At 64.9% G+C, this 24,550-nt stretch carries 23 protein-coding genes and 3 pseudogenes; 14 read left to right on the top strand and 12 right to left on the bottom strand.

What is annotated here, in order from left to right:
- Nucleotides 1-21: 21 nt before the first annotated feature.
- Both ACX80X_RS14800 and ACX80X_RS14795 read right to left on the bottom strand, forming a co-directional pair.
- Complete coding sequence (locus ACX80X_RS14800; RefSeq protein ID WP_248763110.1) at nucleotides 22-921, bottom strand: NAD(P)-dependent oxidoreductase; 900 nt, start codon at nucleotides 919-921, stop codon at nucleotides 22-24.
- A 27-nt stretch (nucleotides 922-948) separates the two neighbouring features.
- Complete coding sequence (locus ACX80X_RS14795) at nucleotides 949-2,433, bottom strand: four-carbon acid sugar kinase family protein (protein ID WP_252614569.1); 1,485 nt, start codon at nucleotides 2,431-2,433, stop codon at nucleotides 949-951.
- Nucleotides 2,434-2,576: 143 nt separating this feature from the next.
- On the opposite strand from ACX80X_RS14795, the gene ACX80X_RS14790 reads away from it, so the two are divergent.
- The 9 genes and pseudogenes from ACX80X_RS14790 to ACX80X_RS14750 all read left to right on the top strand — a co-directional run bounded on the left by ACX80X_RS14790 (nucleotide 2,577) and on the right by ACX80X_RS14750 (nucleotide 10,902).
- Nucleotides 2,577-3,281 carry a FadR/GntR family transcriptional regulator gene (locus tag ACX80X_RS14790; protein ID WP_252610765.1) on the top strand — a complete coding sequence of 235 codons (705 nt, stop codon included), beginning with the start codon at nucleotides 2,577-2,579 and terminating at the stop codon, nucleotides 3,279-3,281.
- Between the two features lie 105 nt (nucleotides 3,282-3,386).
- The gene (locus ACX80X_RS14785) at nucleotides 3,387-3,596 is read left to right on the top strand and encodes a dodecin (protein ID WP_252600661.1); all 210 of its coding nucleotides are present in this window, start codon (nucleotides 3,387-3,389) and stop codon (nucleotides 3,594-3,596) included.
- 253 nt (nucleotides 3,597-3,849) lie between these two features.
- Nucleotides 3,850-4,671 (top strand): aldo/keto reductase, encoded by an 822-nt coding sequence (locus ACX80X_RS14780; RefSeq protein WP_252600662.1) that lies wholly within the window; start codon nucleotides 3,850-3,852, stop codon nucleotides 4,669-4,671.
- 90 nt (nucleotides 4,672-4,761) lie between these two features.
- A complete protein-coding gene (locus ACX80X_RS14775) occupies nucleotides 4,762-5,733 on the top strand; it encodes an aldo/keto reductase (RefSeq protein WP_252610767.1) in 972 nt (323 codons plus the stop codon).
- Nucleotides 5,727-6,770, top strand: a complete 1,044-nt coding sequence (locus ACX80X_RS14770; protein WP_252610769.1) for an SDR family oxidoreductase — start codon at nucleotides 5,727-5,729, stop codon at nucleotides 6,768-6,770. The genes ACX80X_RS14775 and ACX80X_RS14770 overlap by 7 nt, the downstream gene beginning before the upstream one ends.
- 140 nt (nucleotides 6,771-6,910) lie before the next feature.
- Nucleotides 6,911-9,024: pseudogene (locus tag ACX80X_RS14765) on the top strand (rhamnogalacturonan lyase family protein).
- A gap of 28 nt (nucleotides 9,025-9,052) precedes the next feature.
- Nucleotides 9,053-9,886, top strand: coding sequence for an aldo/keto reductase (locus tag ACX80X_RS14760; protein ID WP_252614570.1), 834 nt, complete (start codon nucleotides 9,053-9,055; stop codon nucleotides 9,884-9,886).
- 134 nt (nucleotides 9,887-10,020) lie between these two features.
- Nucleotides 10,021-10,287, top strand: coding sequence for a GlsB/YeaQ/YmgE family stress response membrane protein (locus tag ACX80X_RS14755; RefSeq protein WP_252600666.1), 267 nt, complete (start codon nucleotides 10,021-10,023; stop codon nucleotides 10,285-10,287).
- A gap of 111 nt (nucleotides 10,288-10,398) precedes the next feature.
- Nucleotides 10,399-10,902, top strand: coding sequence for a hypothetical protein (locus ACX80X_RS14750; protein ID WP_252600667.1), 504 nt, complete (start codon nucleotides 10,399-10,401; stop codon nucleotides 10,900-10,902).
- A gap of 149 nt (nucleotides 10,903-11,051) precedes the next feature.
- On the opposite strand, the gene ACX80X_RS14745 is transcribed toward ACX80X_RS14750, so the two are convergent.
- Together ACX80X_RS14745 and ACX80X_RS14740 are read right to left on the bottom strand one after the other, a co-directional pair.
- On the bottom strand, nucleotides 11,052-11,315 hold the full coding sequence (locus ACX80X_RS14745; RefSeq protein WP_252600668.1) for a DM13 domain-containing protein: 264 nt from the start codon (nucleotides 11,313-11,315) through the stop codon (nucleotides 11,052-11,054).
- 802 nt (nucleotides 11,316-12,117) lie between these two features.
- Nucleotides 12,118-12,945: a putative protein N(5)-glutamine methyltransferase gene (locus tag ACX80X_RS14740; RefSeq protein WP_252610774.1), complete on the bottom strand. Its 828-nt coding sequence runs from the start codon at nucleotides 12,943-12,945 to the stop codon at nucleotides 12,118-12,120.
- Between the two features lie 293 nt (nucleotides 12,946-13,238).
- Between ACX80X_RS14740 and ACX80X_RS14735 the strand changes: the two are divergent.
- Nucleotides 13,239-13,910, top strand: a pseudogene (locus tag ACX80X_RS14735) (alpha-amylase family glycosyl hydrolase); the annotation flags it as partial.
- A 19-nt stretch (nucleotides 13,911-13,929) separates the two neighbouring features.
- On the opposite strand, the gene ACX80X_RS14730 reads toward ACX80X_RS14735, so the two are convergent.
- On the bottom strand, nucleotides 13,930-14,340 hold the full coding sequence (locus ACX80X_RS14730) for a DUF302 domain-containing protein (protein WP_252614571.1): 411 nt from the start codon (nucleotides 14,338-14,340) through the stop codon (nucleotides 13,930-13,932).
- Nucleotides 14,341-14,408: 68 nt separating this feature from the next.
- Between ACX80X_RS14730 and ACX80X_RS14725 the strand changes: the two genes are divergently transcribed.
- The 3 genes from ACX80X_RS14725 (at nucleotide 14,409) to ACX80X_RS14715 (ending at nucleotide 17,526) form a co-directional block, all read left to right on the top strand.
- Nucleotides 14,409-14,651: a DUF4158 domain-containing protein gene (locus ACX80X_RS14725; RefSeq protein ID WP_252610778.1), complete on the top strand. Its 243-nt coding sequence runs from the start codon at nucleotides 14,409-14,411 to the stop codon at nucleotides 14,649-14,651.
- A 218-nt stretch (nucleotides 14,652-14,869) separates the two neighbouring features.
- Entirely contained in the window at nucleotides 14,870-15,304 is a 435-nt protein-coding gene (locus ACX80X_RS14720) for a rhodanese-like domain-containing protein (protein ID WP_252610780.1), read from the top strand.
- Nucleotides 15,305-15,651: 347 nt separating this feature from the next.
- Nucleotides 15,652-17,526, top strand: coding sequence for an ABC1 kinase family protein (locus tag ACX80X_RS14715; protein ID WP_459309958.1), 1,875 nt, complete (start codon nucleotides 15,652-15,654; stop codon nucleotides 17,524-17,526).
- Nucleotides 17,527-17,793: 267 nt separating this feature from the next.
- Here ACX80X_RS14715 and ACX80X_RS14710 read toward each other — a convergent pair whose 3' ends face one another.
- Nucleotides 17,794-19,377: an SHOCT domain-containing protein gene (locus ACX80X_RS14710; RefSeq protein ID WP_252614573.1), complete on the bottom strand. Its 1,584-nt coding sequence runs from the start codon at nucleotides 19,375-19,377 to the stop codon at nucleotides 17,794-17,796.
- Nucleotides 19,378-20,092: 715 nt separating this feature from the next.
- On the opposite strand from ACX80X_RS14710, the gene ACX80X_RS14705 reads away from it, so the two are divergent.
- Nucleotides 20,093-20,359: an SHOCT domain-containing protein gene (locus ACX80X_RS14705; RefSeq protein ID WP_252602453.1), complete on the top strand. Its 267-nt coding sequence runs from the start codon at nucleotides 20,093-20,095 to the stop codon at nucleotides 20,357-20,359.
- A gap of 295 nt (nucleotides 20,360-20,654) precedes the next feature.
- On the opposite strand, the gene ACX80X_RS14700 is transcribed toward ACX80X_RS14705, so the two are convergent.
- The 6 genes and pseudogenes from ACX80X_RS14700 to ACX80X_RS14675 all read right to left on the bottom strand — a co-directional run bounded on the left by ACX80X_RS14700 (nucleotide 20,655) and on the right by ACX80X_RS14675 (nucleotide 24,542).
- The gene (locus ACX80X_RS14700) at nucleotides 20,655-20,861 is read right to left on the bottom strand and encodes an SHOCT domain-containing protein (RefSeq protein WP_252602501.1); all 207 of its coding nucleotides are present in this window, start codon (nucleotides 20,859-20,861) and stop codon (nucleotides 20,655-20,657) included.
- A gap of 481 nt (nucleotides 20,862-21,342) precedes the next feature.
- Nucleotides 21,343-21,753 (bottom strand): DUF302 domain-containing protein, encoded by a 411-nt coding sequence (locus ACX80X_RS14695; protein WP_252614574.1) that lies wholly within the window; start codon nucleotides 21,751-21,753, stop codon nucleotides 21,343-21,345.
- A 55-nt stretch (nucleotides 21,754-21,808) separates the two neighbouring features.
- A complete protein-coding gene (locus ACX80X_RS14690) occupies nucleotides 21,809-22,807 on the bottom strand; it encodes a multicopper oxidase family protein (RefSeq protein WP_308293093.1) in 999 nt (332 codons plus the stop codon).
- Nucleotides 22,808-22,919: 112 nt separating this feature from the next.
- Nucleotides 22,920-23,228, bottom strand: a pseudogene (locus tag ACX80X_RS14685) (multicopper oxidase domain-containing protein); the annotation flags it as partial.
- A gap of 59 nt (nucleotides 23,229-23,287) precedes the next feature.
- On the bottom strand, nucleotides 23,288-23,554 hold the full coding sequence (locus tag ACX80X_RS14680; RefSeq protein WP_308293094.1) for an SHOCT domain-containing protein: 267 nt from the start codon (nucleotides 23,552-23,554) through the stop codon (nucleotides 23,288-23,290).
- A gap of 427 nt (nucleotides 23,555-23,981) precedes the next feature.
- A complete protein-coding gene (locus ACX80X_RS14675) occupies nucleotides 23,982-24,542 on the bottom strand; it encodes a TraM recognition domain-containing protein (protein ID WP_308293096.1) in 561 nt (186 codons plus the stop codon).
- Between the last annotated feature and the right edge of the window lie 8 nt (nucleotides 24,543-24,550).

Raw genomic sequence — 24,550 nt, 5'->3', positions numbered from 1 at the left:
GCGGAGGTGAAGTGGTGGTGCCTAGGCGGTGCGCTTGGTGGGCGCGACAACCTTGATGACTGCGGAATCGTCGGCGGCGGCGAGGCCCTGGGCCTGGCCCAGGAGGTACAGCTGCTCGGCGGCGGCGGCAACGGGGGCTGCCAGGCCGGCGGCGCGGGTGGCCTTGCCCACGATGCCCATGTCCTTGACGAAGATGTCCAGGCGGGACAGGACCTCTGCGCCTTCCTCGGTGTAGGCCTCGAGGATGCGCGGGCCGCGGTTGGAAAGCATAAACGAACCTGCCGCGCCGGCTTCGAGGGCTGCGAGGGTCTTGGCCTGGTCCAGGCCGAGCGCGTCGGCGAGGGCCATGGCCTCGGCGGCGGCCGCGATATGGATGCCGCAGAGGAGCTGGTTGACGGTCTTGAGGGCCTGGCCGTCGCCGGGCTTGTCGCCCACCACGGTGAGCGTGGAAGCTAGCAGTTCGAGGGCAGGGCGGGCCTTCTCCTGGGCCTCGGGGGAAGCGCCGACGACGATCAGCAGGTCGCCTTCACCGGCGCGCTTGGGGCCGCCGGACAGCGGCGCGTCCACGAGCTCAACGCCGTATTCGGCGAGGCGTGCCACGGTGGCGGGGATGGCTTCGGTGCCCACCGTGCTGCCGAGGATGACGACGGCACCCGGCTCGAGTACGGAGGCCACGCCGTTCTCGCCGAAGAGGACGTCGTTGAGCTGCTCGCCGTTGCGGACCGCGAGGAGCAGTGCATCGGCGCCCTTGGAGGCTTCCCTGGCGGAGGCGAAGGTGCGGATGCCGGCTTCTTCGGCGAGCTTCAGGCGCGGCTCGGCGATGTCGAAGCCGTGAACGGTGAGCTCGCTGGCCAGCCGGGTGGCCATGGGCAGGCCCATGGCGCCGAGGCCCAGGACGGTGATGGTGTAGTTGCTGGTCATGGTGTTCTTCCTTGAATACTGGCGGGATTAGAAGGTGCTGCTGAGCTTGCGGGTGACGTCGGCGAGGGACTGGTCGTCGCCCACGTTGCCGGCGAACACGATGTACGGGATGCCCTTGGCGGGGCCGTCCACCGGCTCCCAGAGCGAGACGATGCCCGGCAGCATGGGACCGCGGACAATGGCGTGGCGGATTTCCAGGCCGTGGGCGGCGACGTCGGAGGACGTGATGCCGCCCTTGGCGATGACGAACCGCGGCGGGAAGGTTTTGAGGGTCCGGTTCACCACGGCGACGACGGCGGCGGACACCGTGCGCGCGATCCGCAGGCTCGCTGCGGCGTCGTCGGTCTTGATCAACAGGCGGCTGGTGTGGACGATGACGTCTCCCCCGTGGAGCGCCTCCACGACGGTGTCAACGGTCTGGTCGAGGTGTGCCGCCCCGGCGTCGTTGAGCAGCTTCTCGACGTCAATCTCCACAATGCGCGCTGCGCCGTGCTGTTCGGTGAGGGCCTTGAGCTGGCGGGTGGTGACGCCCACGTGGGAGCCCACCACGATCAGGCCGCCGGCCTCGGACGGGTTGTTGCCGGCGTAGGCTTCAGCGCCGGTGAGCGCGGTGCGGATTTCCTGGCCGATCCGGGCACGGACAAACGGCGGTCCCACGCGGTAGAGGAGCTTCTTGCCGCGGCGTTCGGCTTCTTCCAGGCCCAGGGACAGGGCGCGGAGATCGTTTTCGGTGACAATGTCAGCGACGATCGGCGTGGAGTTGGTGGCAGGCTCGATGGCGTCGGCGATGGCCTCGGCGGTGATCTGCGGATCGGCAGAGGCGCGGATGATGTTCAGGTCCAGGACAATCACGGATTCGGCGGCGAAGCGGCCCTGTGACTTCTCTTCCACGTATTTGGTCATGTCCGAGTTGGCGAAGCCGAAGCTGGCGTCCTTGGCGAATTCGGTCTCGGCCACGGGGGTGAGCTTGCCGGCGTCGTCCCCGGTGCCGCGCATGTAGTGCACGCCGCCGATGGTCACGCGGCCGGCATCGGGGAATGCCGGAACCAGCACAACGCCGTCGGTGGCTTCTCCGCTGACGTCAGCAACAGTGGCCGCAATGACGTCGGGCTCCAGCGGGTAGTGGCCACGGAGGGTGGAGTCGCTGCGGCTCACGAACCCCAGCCGCAGGCTGGAACCGGCACTGGCATCTGCGGAACCGGCGGCGGCCAGTGCGTTGCGGACCACTTCCTCGTTGCGGGCTGCGGCTTCTGCGGGGTCCAGGCTGCGGGTGTTGGTCAGCACGTACACGGCGGGCTTCGCCTGGCCAAAGGCCCAGATGAAGTCCTCCACTTCCCAGCGGGTAAGCACGGGCAGATCCGCAACGGACTGCGTTCCGGTGGGGTCGTCGTCGAGCACTACGAGCATCCGGGGGGTCTCCGCGCTGGACGCGGCGACGGCGTCGGCAACCAGGCGGGCGGGAATCCGGACTTCGGCCGGGAAGGCGGCCAGGATGTCTGCTTCAAGCGTCACAGTGCACTCCGTTGTGTGGAAATCTAAGTATCGAGGTAACTGTAAGATGTCTGACATCTAACATTTCAAATAGTGTGGCACAGGACATAGAAACGCGCAAGTAGACTTGTCAGACATATCTGGCGACGCCGCAAGGGGGACATATGGCACGGAAATCACTGGTGGGCGTTGTTGCCGACGAACTCCTGGACCGGATCATTGCCGGGGACTTTCCACCCGGATCCAGCGTGCCCGGCGAGCTGGAACTCAGCGCCAGGCACGAGGTGAGCCGGATGACGGTGCGCGAGGCCATGAAAACCCTGGAAGCGCAGCGGATCCTCAGCGTGGAACGCGGCCGCGGCACGTTCGTTAACCCGTTGAACCGTTGGGCTTCGCTGGAAGCTGTCCTGCGCGCCGCGTCAGAGGGACAGAACGAAGCCGCCGCCTCCGTGCAGCTCATTGAACTGCGCCGAATGCTCGAAACCGGGGCGTGCGAACTCGCGGCGGCACGGATCAGCGACGCCGACATCCAGACGCTGTTCGGCCATGTGGCGGCGATGCGGGCCGCCCATGAGGTCAACGACATTGCCGCCTTCGTGGAGGCTGATCTGGCATTCCACGACCTGATCCTGCGCGCCTCGGAGAACGTTTTTGTGGCGGTCCTTTTCGCGCCGCTGCACCGGGTTCTGGAAAAGCGTCGGGCCGAAACATCGGCCGTGCCTACCATCCAGGAGCACGCCATCGGGCACCACCAGAACATTGCCGAGGCGCTGGAATCGCGCGATCCGAGCCGGTCGCGGGAAGCCATGGACCTGCACATGCAGCAGACCCTGGATGACCTCAAGACCCTGGTCCTCGAAGCTCCCTGACCAGCGTCCACTCCGTAGTATTGGGTCTGGCCACGCCTGAGAAGTGCCACTAGTGTTCAAGGACGGCCCGCAACCGGGAATCGAAGGCGATCACGAGGAGCGAAGTTGTCCAACCACACGTACAGCATTACTGAAATTGTCGGCACCTCCGAAGAAGGCGTGGACGCGGCCGTCCGGAACGGGATCACCGAGGCCGCAAAGACCCTGCGCAACCTTGACTGGTTCGAGGTCAAGGAAATCCGGGGCCACCTCGAAGACGGCAAGGTTGCCGACTGGCAGGTGCGGATCAAGCTCGGTTTCCGGCACGAAGGCTGACCCTTCCAAGGTATGAACAGTGATGGCCGCGTCCTTTGGGCGCGGCCATCACTGTTCAGCCATTCGGCACGGCCCTGCCAGGCACTTCCTACAACGAAGGTAGGACTGCCGGTCCTAGGAAAAACAGGGACACGGTCAAGGACTGACTATCGGCGCGAAAGTGCATAGGCTCGTACCGGAGCAGTTCCCGGAAGCGGTTTCCTGCCGGACATCCCGAGCCAGGAACCATCCTTCAGCAGTACGAGGAGTACCCATGTCAGAAATCTCGCTGAACAACGGCGTCACTATCCCCCAGCTCGGCTTCGGCGTTTTCCAGGTTCCGCCGGAAGACACCCAGCGGATCGTTGAGGATGCCCTGGCAGCCGGCTACCGCCACATCGACACCGCGGCCGGATACCGCAACGAAGCAGGTGTGGGCGCTGCCATCGCAGCCTCGGGTATTCCGCGCGAGGAAATCTTCGTGACCACCAAGCTCCGCAACGGCGATCAGGGCCGGGCCTGGGACGCATTCCAGGACACCCGCGAGGCGCTGGGTCTTGACTTCGTGGACCTCTACCTCATCCACTGGCCGGTCCCGTCACAGGGCCTCTACGTCCAGGCTTGGAAGGAACTGGAGGCCCTGTATGCCGCCAAGGCGATCCGTGCCATCGGCGTCTCGAACTTCCTCTCCGACCACCTGGACACCCTGCTCGAGTCCGCGGACGTCGTACCCGCCGTGAACCAGATTGAACTGCACCCCAGCTACCAGCAGGTCAAACTAGCCGCCAAAAGCCGTGCCCTCGGGATTGCGGTGGAGGCCTACAGCCCGCTGGGCCAGGGTGGGGACCTCAACGGAAACGCCGTCACCGCCGTTGCGAAGGCACACGACGCCACCACGGCGCAGGTGGTCCTGGCCTGGCACCTGGCCGCCGGCACCATCGTCATCCCCAAGTCGGTTAACCCGTCCCGTATCCGCGAAAACTTCGCGGCCGCTTCCCTGACCTTGACCAACGACGAGCTCGCCTCCATCACCGCCCTTGAGCGGGGCGCGCGCATCGGTTCCGATCCCGCCGTCGCCGCTTTCACACAGCTGTAGCCAACGCTGACCGAGCCTGCCGGCACCGATTCCGGAAGGCTCGGTCACCGCGTTCCGCCACGTCCAACCACCAGCGAAGGATCCCTCCGTATGCAGTACACGCACCTGGGCCGTTCGGGCCTGAAAGTTTCCCGGCTTTGCCTGGGCACCATGAACTTCGGCCCGCACACCGACGAGGCTGACGCGCACCGCATCATGGATTCCGCCCTGGACGCCGGCATTAACTTCTTCGACACAGCCAACGTCTATGGCGGCAGCGGGCACCGGGGCTGGACCGAGGAAATCATTGGCCGCTGGTTCGCGAAGGGCGGCGAGCGGCGCGAACGGACCGTCCTGGCTACAAAGCTGTACGGCACCATGACTGACCGCCCCAACGAGTCCAAGCTGTCCGCGCTGAACATCCGGCGCGCCCTGGACGCCAGCCTGAAGCGCCTCCAGACGGACTACATCGACGTGTACCAGTTCCATCACATTGACAGGGACACGCCCTGGGACGAGATCTGGCAGGCCATCGAAGTGGCCGTCCAGCAGGGCAAGATCCTCTACTCGGGCAGCAGCAACTTCGCGGGCTGGCACATCGCCCAGGCACAGGAAGCCGCCCGCCGCCGGAACTACACCGGGCTGGTCAGCGAGCAGTCCATCTACAACCTGTTCCGCCGCGAGGTGGAGCTGGAGGTCATCCCCGCCGCACAGCAGTACGGCCTGGGCCTGATCCCGTGGTCGCCGCTCCAGGGCGGGCTGCTGGGCGGCGTCCTGAAGAAGGAACGCGCGGGCGTCCGGCGCACCGAAGGGCGCGCCGCAGAAACGCTCAAGCAGCACCGGGACCAGATCCAGCAGTTCGAGGATCTCGCGGACGGGCTGGGGCACGAACCCGGCGACATCGCGCTCGCGTGGCTGCTTCACCAGCCTGCTGTCACCGCACCGATCGTGGGGCCGCGCACGCAGGAACAGCTTGACGCCGGCATCCGGGCGTTGGAGGTCACGCTCGACGCCGACGCGCTCAAGCGGCTCGACGACATCTTCCCGGGCCACCGGCCGGCACCGGAAGACTACGCATGGTGAAGCCATTGGATTCCGCGGCCGACACCGTGGCACCACGGAGCATCCTCTTCCTGGGCGGCACCGGGGTAATCAGCGCCGCAGCGGCGGAACGCGCCGTCGTACTGGGACACCGGGTGACCATCCTCAACCGCGGCCAATCAGGCAAGCCGGTACCGGACGGCGCGGAGGTCCTGCACGCGGACATCCGCGACCAGGACGCTGTGCGGGCGGTGCTGCAGGGCAGGGAGTTCGACGCCGTTGCGGACTTTATTGCCTTCACTCCAGATCAGGCGCGCTCCGGCATGGAACTGTTCCGGGGCCGGACCGGCCAGTACGTGTTCATCAGCACCGCGTCGGCCTACCAGAAGCCGCCCACCCGGCTGCCGATCCTGGAATCCACTCCGCTGAAAAATCCGTTCTGGCAGTATTCACGAGACAAGATCGCGTGCGAGGACCTCTTGTTCGAGGCGTACCGGGCAGATGATTTTCCGGTCACCGTGGTGCGTCCCTCACATACGTACGACCGCACGAGGGTGGGCCTGGTGGGCGGCTGGACAGACATCCACCGGATGCGCACCGGTCAGCCCATCATGGTGCACGGCGATGGCACCTCGCTCTGGACCGTGACGCACGCCAGGGACTTCGCGAAAGCCTTCGTGGGACTGCTCGGCAGGCCGCAGGCGGTGGGCGAGAGCTACACCATCACGTCGGATGAGTACCTGCCCTGGAACCAGATCTACGGCCTGTTTGCGCGGGCGGCCGGGGTTGCCGAACCCGAGTTGGTCCACATATCTTCGGAAACCATCGCCGCGCACGGCGCCGGACATAGCCCCCATCTGGGTCCAAGCCTCCTGGGCGACCGCGCCCACTCGGTGGTGTTCGACAACGCCAAGATCAAAGCCCTGGTGCCTGGCTTTGCCGCTACCATCCCGTTCGCGGACGGGACCCGGGAGATCGTTGACTGGCATGACAGCCACCCGGAACTTCAGGTGGTGGACCAGTCGTTTATGGATCTGAGTGATCGGCTGATCAAGTGGGCGCGAAGGGCCGCGGACTGACGGCGCGGCCCCGGCCATGCCATTTACAACGTTCTAAATACTCGGGATTTTCGCCGGGCGCAAGGGTTGATTTGTGGCGCATATCCCCACTAGGTTACTGGGGAAGCGTTTTCCCAATCCAAAATTGAAAGGATTCACTGATGAATCCGAGCAGGATATCCGTGCGCCGTTTTCGGTGGCCACAGCTGCGGGCCTTGCCNGGGCCTTCCGCGAAGCCCGCCAATGCGGGCATACAGCTGGATTACTTGGACCTCGGGGGGGGGGGTGCTGCCGGCACATCCGAGGGCGTCTTCCTGAGCTGGCGCCTCTTCGGCCACGAAGCAACCGGCTCGTCCGCCACAGGCCTCACCGGCACCGACTTCAATTTGTACCGCGACGGCCAGAAGCTCGCAACAGTCACAGACAGCACGAACTACCTTGACGCCGCCGGAACCGCGTCGTCGGCATATGACGTGCGTGCCGTCGTCGCGGCGTTGAACTGGACCGGAGCGCCACTGCCACCTCGTGGGGCGGCAACTCCAAGGACGTCTCCCAGGTCGACTACACGGGCAACACCTACGTGGACACCTACAAGGCCGACGGCACGCTGCTCCACCGGATCGACCTGGGCGTCAACATCCGGTCCGGCGCCCACTACACGCAGATGCTGGTGAACGATTTTCGACGGCGACGGACGTTCGCCAATGATGTTCAAGACAGCCCCGGGCACCAAGACCATCTCCTACAATCCGGACGGCTCCGTGGGCGCAGAGTCCTTCATCTCGCTGCTGCAGAAGGACCTCGACGCCGGCCATTCCAACTCCGACGATTACGGATGAGCGCCGCCGACTACTACCAGCACATGGTGGACACGTTCCTGGGCTGGCGCGACCACCCCGAGGTCAGGGCCGGCAACTGGCCCGCCACCCTGGAAGAAGCCTTCGGCATCGCCCCGCAGTACCAGTACCCGCTGTCCCGGCCAGATGCCGAAGCGGTGACGGGCTACTTCATGGATGTCTACGCGCCCGCCCGGAGTGCCCGGAACGTGTTGCGGGCCTTTGAGGGCTTCATCGGTTCCGGCCCCGAATCGAACCCGGCAACCGCGTAGACAGGTTCCTGGCCGGCGTCGCATATTTGGATGGCAAGAAGCCCGCCGCCGTGTTTGCCCGCGGCTATTACACGCGCAGCACACTTGCCGCCTACAACCTGGGACGGCGCCAACCTCTCCCCGGTGTGGAACGTGGACTCGGGCTGGGCGCCCATGACCAACCCCTTCAAGGACAGCCCGCACGGCCGGGACGGCACGGACCCCGAGTTCGGCACCCTCACCACGCAGGGCTTCCACTCCCTCAGCGCCTCCGACGTGGACGGTGACGGCAAGCAGGAAATTGTGTACGGCTCGGCCACCATCGACGACGACGGTTCGCTGCTGTACAGCTCGTCCGACACCATGCCGGCCGGCAGCGCCACCCCGGGAGAGGAGGCCCGGCTGGGCCACGGCGATGCCATGCACGTCACGGACATTGATCCGGCCCGCCCCGGCATCGAAAACTGGGCCATTGGCATGCAGTCGGCCGACGGAGACAAGCTCTCCGCGACCTCGCCGGGCACCAACATGAGCATCAGATGGGCTGCCGACATGACAACCCAGATCATCAACGGCTCCGGGGACCAGACCCCCACCATCGATGACTGGAAGCGCGGCCGGCCGCTCACCGCCACGGACACGCGCACCAACAACGGCACCAAGGGCACGCCGAGCCTCGTTGCAGACGTGGTGGGTGACTGTCGGGAGGAAATGCTGGTCCGGACGGCGGACAGCTCGGCGCTCCGGATGTACCTGAGCACCGAAGTGACCAACCACAAGCTCTACACGCTTATGCACGATCCGCAGTACCTCGCCGAGGTGGCCCGGCAGAACACCACGTACAACCAGCCCTCGTACACGGACTTCTATCTGGCCTCGGACATGCACTTCGGTGATGTGCCGCTGCGAGCGGCTTGGCTCCCGGGCAGCGTGAAGGCCATACAGCAGGCATTGGAGGACCTGGTTGAGGCCGGCGATCTAGCGGGCCCGGTCGCGAAGCAGCTGGCAGCGAGTGTTCAGCAGGCGGCGAAGGCAGTGGACGACGGCGATGCCTCCCAGGCGGCACAGGCCATCCAGCGCTTTGTGAAGTTCCTGGACCAGCAAAAGAAGCCGGATCAGGTATCCGACGTAGCGCGAACAGTACTCGACCACCAGGCCGGAAATATTCTACGGGCGTTCGAAGGCTAGGAAGGCGAAAGCACGGCAGACTGTTGAAATGACTCTCTCACCGCTCATCACGCTCAATAACGGCCACGGCATCCCGCAGCTGGGGCTCGGCACCTGGCCGCTGGACGACGAACAGGTGACTGCCGCCGTCGTACATGCCCTGGAAGCCGGATACCGGCACATCGATACGGCAGTGAAGTACGGCAATGAGGAAGGTGTTGGGAACGGCATCCGCGCCAGCGGGGTGGACCGGGGCAAAATCTTCGTCACCACCAAGCTGGACGGCCAGTTTCAAGGCCAGGACCGCGCGGTGGCGGGGCTGGAGGGGTCGCTGATACGCATGGGGCTGGACTACGTGGACCTGCTGCTGATCCACTGGCCGCTCCCTGCGCGTGATGATTTCGTCTCGACGTGGAGGACGTTTGAGCGGCTGCAGGCGGAGGGCAAAGTCCGGTCCATCGGCGTCTCCAACTTCAAACCGGCCCACCTGGAACGGCTGCTGGCCGAAACCGGCGTGGTGCCGGCCGTGAACCAGATCCAGCTGAGCCCGGCGATCACCCGCGTGGCCGACCGCGAGTTCAATGCCCGGCACGGAATCGTCACCGAATCGTACAGTCCGCTGGGCGGCTCCGGAGCCAGACTCCTGGGTGCTCCACTTCTGGCCCAACTCGGAGAAAAGTACGATAAAACGCCCGCCCAACTGGTGCTGCGCTGGCATATTCAGCAAGGACTTGTAGTCATTCCAAAATCAGGCGATCCCGAGCGGATGCGGGAAAACCTGGACATCTTCGATTTCTCCCTGGATCGGCAGGATCTCGCGGAACTTGCCATCCTGGACGAGGGGCCCGGCGCCGGAAACGATTCGGACGCGACAGGCCACTGAGCGGGCCCGAACAGGCTTTCCATGGAGATTCGGAGTGGCGAAAATAAACTAAGCATGATTAGTATTGGGGCAGAGGGATTGAAGCGTACCCGGGATCCGGGGACCTCCCTGATGTAGGAAGAAGGAACGACAAAATGGGTTTCTTTGCATTTTTGATTCTTGGCCTTATTGCCGGCGCGATCGCTAAGGCGATCCTTCCGGGCAAGCAGGGTGGCGGCTGGATCATCACCCTCATTCTGGGCGTTGTCGGTGCGTTCCTCGGCGGCTGGCTCGGCGGAATGATTTTCGGTACCGGCCTGCAGGAGTTCTTCTCGCTGCAGACCTGGCTGCTCGCGATCGCAGGCTCGATCATCGTGCTGCTGGTTTACAGCATGGTCACGAAGCGGAGCGTCCGCAGCTAGCTTCGTCACCGGCATGAAAACCGGCCCTGGGACAACATCCTGGGGCCGGTTTTCATTCCCCCGGCCAAGCTGATCGGGGACTGACACCTTCTCAACGAGCAGGAGTTCACTATGAAATCAAAACTTCTTTTAGGTATTGGAATCGCGGCAGGTTACGTCCTGGGATCGCGGTCCGGCCGGGCAGCGTACGACAAGCTCAAGGCCAGGGCGGCGAGCATCTGGGACAGTAAGCCGGTCCAGGACAAGGTCAGTGCCGCCACTTCGGCCATCAAGGAGAAGGCTCCCGAGGTGGCGGACCAGCTCGGTGAGGCCGCGCGCCGGGCGGGCACAGTCATCGGCTCGGCCATCCACCCCGACGCCGCGTCCGGCACCAGCAAGTCCAAAACGTCCGACGCCGGCGCCTCGGTGGGTGCCCCCGGCACCGCTGCGGTTGGCAGTGCCGCTGTGGGCGATCACGTCCCCGCCCACAGCACGCACCCGGAAACGGTGAACCTGGGGACATCGGACGTTGAGTCAGACCCCGCGTTCAATGACAACCAGGGCCAGGACTGGTCCGGTGAAGGCGGCGCCACTGCTGCCGGCGCAGCCACGAACGTTGACCCCCGACGGGAATGATCGGGGATCGTTGCCGGGACGTTACGCAGGATTCGCCGTGTGACACGGAAGCCACGTTGAAATTGTGCTAAAAATGGTCGTTGCTGGCCGCCGCGCTCCTTGGGGGACGCGGCGGCCAGCCACGCCTCAGGTTATTGCCAGATGCCGTCTCAGGTGACCAGCTCGGCAGCACCGAATGACACGCTGAACTGAACGCACCACAGGTCAACTGACGGGTACTTCGACAGGTCAACGTCGGCGGGAATCTGGTAAACCTGATTGCCCTGATTTCCCTTGATCAGGCCGCTGACCGATGCAACGGACCAGCCGTAACCGGGTTTGAAGTCTTTGGGGCGACGGCGGCAATACCGCCGCTGTTCTGGCTGCGGCGATGGCCTCGGTGAACGCTGCCGGCGCCGCAACCACCCGGCCATGGATCACCGCGCGAGCCAGACAAAGACGCTACTTCTCGCACTGCCTGACCACATCCGAATCGTTCAGGATCCCACTAGGTGTTTCCGGAAAGTCCCTGTTCTATGCCAACAAGCAGAGCGGGGACCATCGTCTGACTAAGGGCGTGATCGCATGCGACCCGTGCCTGAAGGGGGCACCAGCAGGGCCGGTTTCGCCACCCTTCAGGCGTGACTAGTTGAATAAAGTCATTTGACTCCAGCGTCACAGGTCGTGCAAGACTGAAGGCTTGGTGCACGGGGATGCAGCAGAAGCCGGAGCAGCGTTGGCTACGCCTGCACCTCCCACAGGGAGTCCAAGGCACAGTGCTGATCCCATAGCAATTTTTGAAGTTTTCTTGATCATTTTCAACATCCCCACATCTTGAATCGATCGGGAGGACTCGCATCCTGGGCGCGGGTGCCCTATTTGTGCTGGCCGCGGTAACTGGCGGCGGAAGCGTGGTGATTGCTGGATTCCTACTTACAGGCGCTCAGGTAGGCATCCTGGCGGGTATTGCCGGATCGTACGCTGCGGTCTTGGGGTACGTCTCAACCTACATCTGCTAGTCCCACGGTGGTCCAAAGCCAACAAGGCCAAGCCGGGCGCTCTGGACTCAGGTAAGTTCTTCGAGATCCGCAGGGGAAAATCAAAGTCCTAGGGTCCCGAGATTGAAAAGGGAGCTTGCTTTTTGAACTGCTCCCTTTCATCTTAAAAATGATCCTGGACTACTGCTACGAGCAGATTCGGTTCTCGCCGGACTTAACGGCAGTCATCCACCCACTACTAAAGTCGGGCCCGGCCGACTACAACGGTGCCGTCCAGTTCTTCCGAGCGGACGGTCCGGACCGCGAAGCCCGCACTCGCCAGGATCGACGCCGTCCCTGCGGCCTGCCGCTCGCTGGTTTCGATGATGAGATTCCCGCCGGGCCGCAGCCATTCGTTGGCCTCGGCAGCGATGCGGCGGTGGAATTCGAGTCCGTCAGCGCCGCCGTCGAGCGACCAAAACGGTTCATGCTCACGTGCTTCGTGGGGCATGGAATCTATTGCACCGGTGGGGACATAGGGTGCGTTGACAGCCAGAACACGGATCCGTCCCTTGATGGCGCGCGGTAGCGCATCGAACAGGTCGCCCTGGTGGACCTCGCCACCGACGCGGCCAATGTTCCGGCGGGCGCAGGCCACCGCGGCATGGTCAATGTCCGCCGCATGGAGTTCCAGCCCCCGAATCCAGAAGGCGATGGCGGCCCCCACCGCACCGGACCCGCAACACAGGTCCACAACAACGGCGGGCTCCGAACTCTCCCGGTGCTTCCGCTTCGGGTCCGCCGAGAGCAGGGCTGCGGCCTCACTCACCAAGAGCCCGGTGCGGCGGCGCGGAACAAAAACCCCAGCATCGAGCTCAATCCGGAGTCCGCAGAACGCGGCCCGGCCCAGGATGTGCTCCAGCGGGTACCCGGCAACGCGCCGGTCCACCGCCGCAGCGATTTCGGCCGGGCCGGACACCGCGGCGAGGAGAAGCCGGGCTTCCTCCTCCGCAAAGACGCACCCGGCCGAGCGAAGCCGCTCAGCGATCCCAGCAAGGGACTCAACATCCAATTCAGTGGCTGACATGGGTACACCTTCCGCAATCCGATGGGCGCCGAGCGCCGTCGCCCGCCTCTGAATGTACGCGAAGGTAGCCCTGGCCGCCTATCTAAAAAGACTGGATTTATTCAGTGCAAGCGCTTACAGTGTGCCGTGGTTCACCTGGCGATCGTTCCTCGACTGCCCTCGCGACCGCGTATCTGACCGCCAACTGATGCCGCCCCACTCGCAACTCCACAGCAGCCTGTACAGCAACGCCGCTACCAGGAAGGTCTCCTGACGTGAACACACGCACCCGCAGACAACGCCTCAACAACCCGCTGACAACATGGCTGGGACTGCTCGCCGCAGCCCTGGTCGCTTCCATTTCCGTCCTCCCGGCGCACGCGGCGCCGGGCCCGAAAGACCCGGGGTCGTCGTCGGCCCATCACTCCCTCCGAGCCCCGGTGACGGACGAGAATTTCTACTTTGTGATGGCCGACCGCTTCAGCAACGGTGACACAAGCAATGACTACGGCGGCCTGGGCAGCGACCCCATAGTGTCCGGCTTCAACCCGACGAAAAAGGGCTTCTACAACGGCGGCGACCTGGCCGGGCTGCTCGACAAGATCGACTACATCCAGGGCCTCGGCACCACGTCCATCTGGCTCACGCCCAGCTTCAAGAACAAGGCGGTGCAGCCCGAGGACAATTCGGCCGGCTATCACGGCTACTGGATCACCGACTTCACCCAGATCGACCCCCATCTGGGAACCAACGACGAGTTGAAGGCCCTCATCGACGAAGCCCACTCGCGTGGCATTAAGGTGTACTTCGACATCATCACCAACCACACCGCGGACGTGATCGGCTACGAAGAGGGCGCCCGCAAGACCTACGTTTCCAAGGACGCCGAGCCGTATAAGACCGCGGCGGGTGTGGCGTTCGACGACCGCGACTTCGCAGGGTCGAAGGATTTCCCGGAGCTTGATGCCAAGACTTCTCTGCACTTTGCAAGTGCCTACGCTCTGATCAGGCGGAGATTTCCTTCGCGTCACCGATCCGGGCCAGGGCTTTGCGAAGTCGCGCATCAGCGTCGTCCGCGACCTCCCGAACGGCGGGGCTGACGCTGAGCTCGACCATTGTCTGGGGGTCGATGGCTTCGATGGTGGTTACGCGTGCGTTCTTGCTTCGTCGGACAACGACGTTGCAGGGAAGCAGCGCACCGAGTTCCGGTTCGGCCGGGAGGGCGCGGCTGGCCAAGGCGGGGTTGCAGGCGCCAAGGATTACATAGTCACCGACGGCGTCGGCGGCGTCGGTTCCAAGCTTTGACTCAAAGGTGGCCCGGACGTCGATTTCCGTGAGTATGCCGAAGTCCTGTTCCCCGAGCGCCTCACGGGTGCGCTGGACAGCGTCCTCCCAGGACAGGGGGTCGAGGACCACCCCGCGGAAAAGTAGCGCTAAGGATCAATCCGACCGCAACGATTGCTAGCGTCGATCGTTGAGAGAGCATGGCTGGTGAATATTTAACGGCTGCCGAAGAGGCGGCGTACGGGCGGTATGCGCATGACGCTCCGGAACAGTCGGTGCTGGAGCGGTTTTTCTTCCTCGATGACTTGGACCGCGAGATGGTGGCGAAGCGGCGAGGCGACCACAACCGGCTCGGGTTCGGACTCCAGCTTGTGACCCGTAACGTCATCTGGGTGCCTTCCTGGATGATCCCGTGGATGTTCCAACCGCTTCTAACCGGGTAGAACGTTACATAGGCGAGTACACGGCAAATATTACAAAATGAGCTCTGTGTTTCCGCGCCTTTTCAGACATGCCCTGGAGTGTCTTGCGAACGATCGTTTATGCCTCGAAAGGTTTCCACCGCCGACGCCGGGGTGGAATGCTACCGCGGCGGCGCGCCCGGCGGCGTTAGGGTGGGAGCATGGGAGTCGAACCAGCCGTAATAAAGCGAATGTCGAGAATGCGTCCTCAGGATCCGGCCAGCGTGCCCCGGGAGGTGGGGGGCGAACCGGATCTGGTGGTGGTGGACACGAGTTGGGGAGAGCTGCAGCCGCTGCAGTGCGCGCCCGGGGTGGTCACCCTCGGCGAGCTCGAACTCCTGGAGCAGATCAGCGGCGGCGCGGTCCTGATTGACGGCCGCGTGCCTGATTCCCGGGGCGGGGTCACGATTCCAGGCGCAGTCAACATCCCCCACGACCGGATCCTGGATTTCAGGGATCAACTCGACCTTTCGAGGCTGAGCGTGTTCTTCTGCAACGGCCCGCAGTGCCCGCAGTCCCCGGCGGCTGTCCGGGCGCTGGTGGAAACCGGGTATCCGGCCTCCGCTCTGGCGTATTACCGAGGCGGATTGCACGACTGGGTCACCCTGGCCATGCCCACGGAACGGGTCACGTGACCGCCTGTGCCTGTCACAGCACCGAGGTCAATGGCGACACCGCGCACGGGGCGCTACCGGGGTCAGAGCCTGAACCTTACTCGCGTCTGTGGCCGGTGTCGCCGCTGCCGTGCCGGTGCTTGACGGGAGACCGGCAGCCCGTGTAACGGCGGTCGCAACGATGGCACCGGGCGGCCTTGTGGAGCATTCCGCGCATTTGACTCGGCCGGTGGACAAGGGGACTTTCCATGATTAACACCGTCATCTTCATCTTCATCATCCTTGAGGCATTCCTGGTCGCTATCGCTGCCCGGAGGGTACTCGGTGTGCCAATCGGATGGCCCCGTTCTGCGCTGATTGGCCTGTTGGTGATTCTGGGCCTGCGCGCCAACATCAGTTTCGTTCTGGACTATGCCGGACTTCCGCAGAATCAGGTATTGGCCTTTCCCTCGCCAATGGCCCTGTTGTTCATGGGCTTGGCGGCAGCATGGATATTCGCGCTGGGAGTTGCGGCCCTTGTCGTTCTGGAGCTCGCTGTTCCGACCGGCACGCTTCCCCGGATATCCGTGTGGCTGCGGGGCTGGAAGGCCAGGCGCCACCGGGCCAAACGGTACACGCAGGTGATTGGCATCGCGGCCAGGCACGGTTTGGGGGCATACATCCGGGGCCATCGCGGATCCGATCCGCACGCAGGGCACACCCGCGTTGCCCGGTCCCTCACTCTGGCGCTCACCGAGGCCGGCGTGACGTTTATCAAACTCGGGCAGATGCTGTCCGCACGCACCGATTTGATACCGGAGGAATTCGTCGTCGAATTGTCCGCGTTGCAGACACGGGCCGAACCCGAGCCGTGGCACGATATTGAGCCGGCCATCGCCGCGGGCCTGGCCCGGCCCGTTTCCGAGGTTTTCGAGCATATTGACCCAGTCCCTCTGGCTTCCGCGTCCATCGCCCAGGTGCATCTGGCAAGATTGCTCGACGGTGGCGACGTCGTGGTGAAGATCCAGCGCCCGGGGGCGAGGGCGCAGGTCGAATCGGACATCGAAATCATTCTCCGGCTGGCCCGCTGGCTGAACAAAGCGACGCCGTGGGGCCATTCACTGGGTGTCTATCGTTTAGCGGAGGCGTTTACCGTCGCGTTGGGGGAGGAACTCGACTACCGGGTGGAACTGGACAATATGCGCATCGTTGGCGCGATTATGGCCTCCTACGACGGCGGGAAGATTGCCGTCCCGTCCGCTTGCACGGACTATTCGACACCCCAGCTGCTGGTCATGAGCAGGCTGGCCGGCACGCCTGTCGGGGAAGCAGCAGAGATGCTGAACTCGTTGGGCAGCGACGTGCGCAGGAACGCTGCTGAGAAACTATTCAAGGCCGTGCTCCATCAGATCATGGTGGCCGGAGTGTTTCACGCCGATCTGCACCCGGGAAACATCGTTGTCGATGAACATGGCGGCCTGGGGATGCTGGACTTCGGTTCGATCGGCCGGCTGGACCAGACGACTCAACGGTCCTTGATGATGCTGTTGCATGCCGTCGACACCAACAACGCGGTCGCTGCCGCCGATGCCCTCCTTGACCTGATCGAGCGCCCGGAGGCGTTCAACGAACGCCGATTCGAGCGTGACGTCGGGCTCGTGATCATGCGGTACCGCACGGGCTTTGGAGGGGCCGGAAGCACCAGCATGTTCACAGCCCTGATCACCCTTATCACCGGTCACGGTGTGGCGGTCCCAGCACCGATCGCCGCCACCTTCCGTGCCATGGCGACCCTGGAGGGCACCCTGTCGCTAATCAGCCCCGACTTCGACATGGTCGCCAGCGCGCGGGCGGACAGCCGGGAAATTCTGGCGGCCGAATTCACGAAAGATTCGCTAAGGGAGAACCTGGAGAAACAGCTGCTCATGGTCTTGCCTGTGCTGCAACGACTCCCACGGCGAATCGACAGGATCACCGAGGATCTGGAACAGGGCCGATTTTCCGTGAACATCCGCACCGTTGCGAACAAGACTGACCGGGGCTTCTTCACTGAAATTGTAAAGCAGCTGAATACGACACTCCTGGCCGGCGCCGCGACCCTCGGAGCCATCCTGCTGATCACCAGCAGCACAGGACCCATGCTGACGCCCACGGTCCCGTTCTATGGCTTTTTGGGATTCGCCATGCTGTTTGCGGCGTTTGTACTGGCCCTGCGCGCATTAGTGCTGGTATTCAAAAGAAACCCCGGACCTCCTCTGGAATAGAGCCCTTCAGCGGATCCCGGTCCAACCACCTCCTCCCGGAGGAATCCAGATCCTTCAATGCCCCACGCAACCGGACGTCCGCGTCGGCGTCGAGCCGGCGAGGGCTTGTTGCGCGGCACCAAGCCGGGCAATCGACTGCGCCCACGGGCTGCCCTGTCAGTTACCAGGAAAGAGAAGGCCCCGTGGGGCACCCCTGCCCCGGGGCACCACGGGCGACCGGCGGAACCGGTGACATCGACGCACCGAAATGAACCAGGACATGACGGATCAGAGACTGTCGCCGCTCCCGGAGTCTCCATCCCAGCCGGCGCCGTTACCGGAATCGCCGCCGTGTCCGCCGCGCAGGATCGAATCGATCAGAATTCCGCCCAGCACGGCTCCCCCGAGGCCCCCGCCGCACCCACGGCTCCCGAACATGCCGCCGCCATAGCCGCGGTTGTCCAGGCCGCCGAAGCCCTGCACATCGGACCGCGCGAGCTCTGCCGCCCGGGATGCCAGAACCCCGGCCTGCTGCGCGTAGGTCAGGGAAGATCCAGGATTCCTCTGCTGGATGGAGAGCGCGGTGTCCAGATTGCGTTGCGCTTCGGCCAGGCGTGTCCTGGCCCCGGGTCCCACACCGCCGCGGCGGGCGGCAATGTAGTCCGAGGCAACCGAGATCCGGGCCTGTGCATTCATGATGGCCTGCTGGAGAGCCTGCCCGGCGCGCCGCGCCTGATCCTGCTGGTTCCGGACCCCGGAGAGGGCCTGATCCAGGCCTTGGCGCGCCGCTTCCATGCGCTGCAGCGCGGCGATCGGGTCGATCCTTCCTGACTGTAGCTGCTGTTGCACCTGGTTCAGGACCGCCTCGGCGCCTGCGACGGGGCCGGCGAGGTCGGTGTGCTGGCCGGCCGCCATGGTGGCCTTGGCCTGGGCGAGGTCCTGGGCGGCGTCCTGCACCGCGGGGTCGAGATTGGTCCGGGCGGAGTCCAGGTCGTGCGAGACCTTGCCGATGGCGTTAACCAGCACGTTGGTCTGGTGCAGGCCTTCTTCGGCAGCACGGACAGCGATAGCCGCGGCGCCCGGGTCAGCCTCCGTGAGCTTCTGCTGTGCGGTCTGCGCGGCGGTGTCCAGAAATTTCAACCGTTCCCGGGCCTGGGCTATGTTGTCCGAGACCGGGGCCACCGCCGCGTCGGAGTACCGTGCGCGCAGCCCGGTCATGGCATGCTCAGCGTCCGCTACCTTGGCCGCTGCCTCGGCCCGTCCGGCCCGGAGCAGTTCGAGTGCCTGTGGTGCGTTCTTTTCGAGCTCACGCAGGGAGTCGAAGGAGACTTTCTGTTCGGCCAGGGCATGGTTGGCCGACTCGCAGCGGCTGATGATCTCGGTATACGATGCCCACTGTTGCTCCTCGGTGGCCGGGATCGCGTCGTCCAGCTGCTGCTGGAGTTTGAAGGACTCGCTCAGGTCTGACTTGGCATTGGCGAGGGCCTTCGCATAGGGCGCAACGGAAACATCCCCGAACTGGGCCTGCGCGAATCCTGCTTCCTGCTGGCCGGAGCGCACGGCGTCGTCGGCTGCTATCAGCAGCGACACGGCCCGTTGTTTCAGCTCCGGAAGGCTCGGCGCCGCTGGCTGATCGCCCGGGCCGCCGTCGCGTGGATTTATCCCCGGTTTTTCCGGCTGTATCCCCGGGCCGGTAAGCAGCACCAACCGGTCGCGGTATTGCTGCGTGTCCAGCTCGCCGCCGGCGTAGCGCTGATCGAGGATCCGACGTGCGTTGCTCCTGTCCGCGGCGTTACGGTTCTGCCCCGGTGCTGATCCCGTTCCTCTTCGGCGGGTGCCACCGGACAATGCCCGGGCCGCGAGAGCCGCCACTAGAACAGCGACCGCGACCGGGAGTAACCAGAATAGCCAGGACACGTCTATACCGGACCCGTACCCACCCATCATGGGGTGCCTCCTTCAACCGGCCCTACTCCGCAGCCGTCTGGTTCCAGACTACGCCAACATACCCCAGGGGGTGTATCACGAACTCTGGCCCCGGGCGGCGCCCTGTTCGGATCCGCGTGGAAATATGACTGCTGCGCCCGGCCGTGCCGCCGGACCCGAGGACGACTCCCGGCGGTATGTTCAGGCCAGGGACGAGAGCAATAATCAGGGCATCCACACATCTGCCAGAGCGCGCTCAGAGACACTGGTGGTCCCGCAGCAGCCATGGGCCCGGGACGCGGAGCTTCCTGACCTGGCGCGGCCCCGCGTCCGGCGGGTACCCACGACCAGAAGATCGGCCCCGGAGGTGGCCTTCAGCAGTACCGCGGCGGGCAACCCCTGGGTCAGCTTGCCGGTGACCGTGCACCGGCGCCTGAGACCCGGCCCAGAGCCTGTGCGTGCGCCTTGCCCGATCGGGCCGGCGGCACAGCCGGGACGCCATAACGCAAGGGTAGTTCTCCGACAATTCCTCACATGCGGCTGCACGGGCCCCGTGGTCAGTCAAGAGCGGCTCTGTACCGGGGCCCCGGCGGATGATATCTTGCGCAAGAGCCGGTACGCCAGAGATGTTCGGGCCGGCCCGTGAAAGGACGTACGAATCATGATGGGTGGCGGGCTCGGCATGGGCTGGTGGTGGGCCATCGGCCTGCTGATGGCCAGCGCCCTCCTCTGGGTCATCATCCGCAGTGTCCGTGCCGCCGGAGAGAACAGCGGCCAGAACAACGCTCAGGAACCCCGAGACACGGACATCGGGGCCGCCGAAACCCCCGGGGGTGCCCGCGGGATCCTCGCTGAGCGGTACTCGCGCGGCGAACTGAGCGCACAGGAGTACCAGGAACGTCTCCGCGTCCTCGGCGGGGGCCCGTAGCGGCGCCGGATACCCCCGTCGGCGGGTACTCCAGCCGGCTTCTCGGCCTGCGCGGTATTCTTACCTGGCCGGAAGGCCAGCTTCGGGCCACCCCGGGTGGACTGGTGCCCCATTTTCGTCAGGAGACGTTCACGACCCGCCCTGGAAGATCAGGTGCCGCAGAGGTCTGACGGGACCGGAATCCGGTGCCGCCGGCAGTCGCCCCGACCAAGGCCGACGACGCCGACCGACAGGGCCGTCATGATGAGGGTGATAGAGACCCCGAAAATGACCTGCCCGCGATGCGGGACGGGTTTCATTCAGGATGCCGGAGTGCGGAGCGGCGGGCGGTGTATTCCGTTTCGTCGATCTCGCCGCGGGCGAATCGTTCGTGCAGAATACGCTCCGCGTCGTAGTGCGGGGGCCGCACGGGGCCGGGTCCTTCATGCGGAGGGGTGCGCCGAAGCAGGAGAACGACGACGGTGACCACCCCTCCCCAGAACACCAACATCATCAGTACCATCGCCACCCAGGCACCTACACCCCAGCCGTTCCCGTCCCATCCATACATCCTGACTCCGTCCCGTACCGTGCCTATGTGCTGACCAGCCTGTGGTTGGAGGCTATCGCCTCCCTAGCCCACGGAACAGGGTCCAAGGTCCTCAACCGGTTCCCCATATCTCATGGCTACTTTGAGTGGACCGCTTCGTGGACGTCCGCGGCTTCGGATTTGGTCCCCTGACAGGCGAGGCCGGGGACGCGCGCGCCGGTGGACAGCGTCGCCGGGGTTCGTTCGTCGCCGCCCGCGAACCTGGACCCCGTGCTACGCTGATTGGCCGGACGGTAACTCAGCAGCCCGGTGACGCCCGCCAACAAGGCCCCGGCTGAGCCGGGCGTCCTGTGAATAATCCCGCTGGCACCGCGGCCGGCAGGCTCCAGGGCCGTAACGCGTTCCACCGCAGTCGCTCTCCGCGGCCGGCCGGTCGCCGCACGTTGGCCGGGTCTCAGGCGGTTTCGAGTTCCTTCAGGGCCGCGAGGAGCCGCTGATCGGCGTCCGAGGCGACCTCGGAGACGGCCGGCGCGTCGCTGAGCTGGACCATGGTCTGCGGGTCGATGGTCTGGATGACGGTGGTGCCGGTGTCCGGTCCACGTCTGATGACGACGTTGCAGGGCAGCAGCAGACCCATGTCCGGGTCCGCCGCGAGAGCTTTCTGCGCCAAGGCAGGGTTGCAGACGCCCAGGATGAGGTAGTCGCCCAGGCCCTGCCCGGCGTCGGACCCGAGCTTGGCCTCGAAGGTGGCGCGGACATCGATTTCGGACAGCACGCCGAATCCCTGACCGGAGAGGGCTTCACGGGACCGGGTTACTGCCTCTGCGTAGGGCAGGGCGACGGTGATGGTGTGTGCGTAGCTCATTGTGGTACTCCTTCATCGGTTTTCTGATTTTTGCAGAGGGCTGCGGGTCGCCGTGCTACCGGGCTTCGATCAGGCCCATCATGCCACTGTCCTCGTGGTCGAGGATGTGGCAGTGGTAGACGGTTTTGCCGGTGAAGTCATCGAAGGCGATTCGGACCCGGACGCTGCTGCGGGCCGGGACGTTAACCACGTCCTGCCACATGGGAGTGTCCACGGGCCTGCCGGCCTGTTCGATGATCTGCATCGGCCACACGTGCAGGTGCACCGGGTGATCCATCGGACTTGTGTTCCGCAGGGTCCATTCCTCGACGGCGCCGGCGGGGACGGTCGTGTCGACCCGGGCCGGGTCGAACGGCCTGCCGTTGATAGTGAAGCTCATCAACCCCGAGCCCATGCCGCCGCTGTTCATACCCATACCCATGGCGAAGACCAGTTCCCGGTGCGCGGTGACCGCCAGGGAACGCAGGTCCCGCGGCACGGGCTGCGCCGGGACCGGTCCCGGCGCGGCGGCCGGTGCGCCGGCAACGGCGAAGGTGGCCAGGACCGTCCCGTCCGGGCCGGCCGGGGACTGTCCGCCTCCGTTGTTGCCGCCCATCATGGATCCCACCATGCTTCCCCTGTCCACGGGTAAGGTGCGCAGCACGGCGGTCCCGGCGGCGGCGGTGACCAGCAGGTCCGCCCGGTTGCCCGGGGCCAGCAGCACCTCCTCGACGTCCCGGGGACTCTGGTAGCGGCCCGAATCCAGACCCAGCAACTGCAGGGACTGGCCGTCCAGGCGCAGTTTCAGGTACCGGGATGTGCAGGCATTGATGACCCTCCACCGTTCACGCTCGCCCGGCCGGGCGGCCAGGACCGGGTTCAGCTGCCCGTTGACCAGCACCAGGGCACCTTCCCGGCCCATCATTTTCTCCATCGCCGAGACGGCGGCGATGGAACCGCCACCGGTGAGGGAGATGTCGGAGATGACCAGGACCCGTTCCCGGCTGACCGGCACGGGCTGGGGGTCCTGGACGATGATCGCCCCGTACAGGCCGCCGAAGATCTGGTCGGCCACACTTCCGTGGCGATGCGGGTGGTACCAGTACACGCCCGGAGGGGCCGTCCGCCGGCAGCCGGTACTCATACTCAAAGGACGTTCCCGGTTCAACCGAGACCAGCGCATTGTCGCTGTTGCCCTGCGGGGAGACGTGCAGCCCATGGACGTGCAGGTTGGTCGGATCCCCCAGCCTGTTCTCCAGCATCACATTCACACGGTCCCCGGGCCGCAGGAACAGGGTGGAGCCGGGCACGGACCCGTTATAGGACAGCGCATTGGCATCCCTGCCCGCGATCCGAACCTCGCCCAGGGCTGCTGAAAGCTTCACCTGAAGCCGGCCATCGGCACTGTACAGGGCCTCGGGTTCACTCAGGTCCTGCCCACCGGCGGACTGGAATCCTGAGCCTTGGCCCCACAGCAATCCTGCCGCGCCCGCCATGGCGGCTGCGGCCCCCGCACCGCCCAAGATAAGGGCCGTTCGCCTGTTCATCGGGTCCATCAGGTCCCGTCCGCGAGGGCTCTGAGCCGTTCGGCGTATTCCTCCGTGCTCAGCTCCCCCCGGGCATACCGTTCATCCAAGATCCGCCGGGCAGTGCCTCCTGGACCGGACCGGTCCGGGGCCTCCCCGCGGCCGGTTCCCCCACGGTTCCTGCCCCCAAAGAAAAACCGCACAGCAAGAGTCCCCAACAGGACGATGCCGATCAGCAGGAGCAGCCAGAACAGCCACGCCGAACCCATCCCGGACCCAAAGCCACCCAACATCATCCTTCTCCGCTCCTGCAGCCCCGTCCACGGCCCGTCCGGCCTTTCCTTCTTTTTGAGCCTATCGCAATATACCCCCTGGGGTAAGTCGATCACCAGGCCGCAGCGTCAGCGCTTCGGCGTACAGAGCCAATCAAAGCCGGCCACATGCCACTTTCACCGAACATGTCAGCGAAAGCCCGCCCTCCGTGCCGGTGGTCGCGGCCAGTCGAAGGTGGGACCAGTACAGCGGTCGCTAAAACCGCGCTCGTCACAGCGGATCCAAAAGAGTGCGCAAGAACCAATACTTGCCCCGTGGACGTCGGTTAAGGCCAACCTCCGACAGGACTAACGTCGGATAATTTACCAATTCACAAGCCACCCCTCTCTGTGTCGCCGGGAGCGGGAGCTGTGCTGAAGAGTCCGATATCGCTGTTCATCTCAGAACCTCCTACGTCGTGACCCAGGGATTGGCCGCCGGCTCAGCTGCCGCCGGTTCCGCCGGTATGGTCGGTCCTTCAGGGCGGGGGCTGTAGGTCTTGATGGACGCCTCTACAGCTTCCTTGTGGGTTCCGGTGTACCAGGGCAGGGTCCGGACCAGCGTGGCCGGTGCACCGGAGGCAAGGACCACGGCGCGGCCCCGGTCGAGTTCCGCGAGGTTGGGGACATCGAAGACGCGCTCCTTACCTTCCTGCCGGGAGCGGCTGGAGCCTGATTTGCCGGGCGAGATGGAGACGTTGGTGTAGCTGTAATCCCCGATCAGGTCCGAGAGTGCCCGGAGAAAGACTTCTTCGGCCACGCCGCCGCCGTAGACCCTGACGTTGGCGGCCGACCAGATTTTCCGCATGTTCGCCTCTCCCCACAGTTCAACGCCCTGTGACCAGGACGGTGGGGCGGGACGGTAACCGCGTGGGTAGAGCTCATGAGCCTGCTCCTCATATGTCGTTACAGATACGGCCGGTTCAGGTTGGGGGCCGCGCCGGGGCAGTTTGGGGGGAAACTGCCCCGGCACGGGGTCTG

Source organism: Pseudarthrobacter sp. MDT3-1, assembly GCF_054510755.1.
The sequence above is the reverse complement of the archived record's forward strand: the minus strand, read 5'-3'. Positions and strand labels throughout refer to the sequence as shown.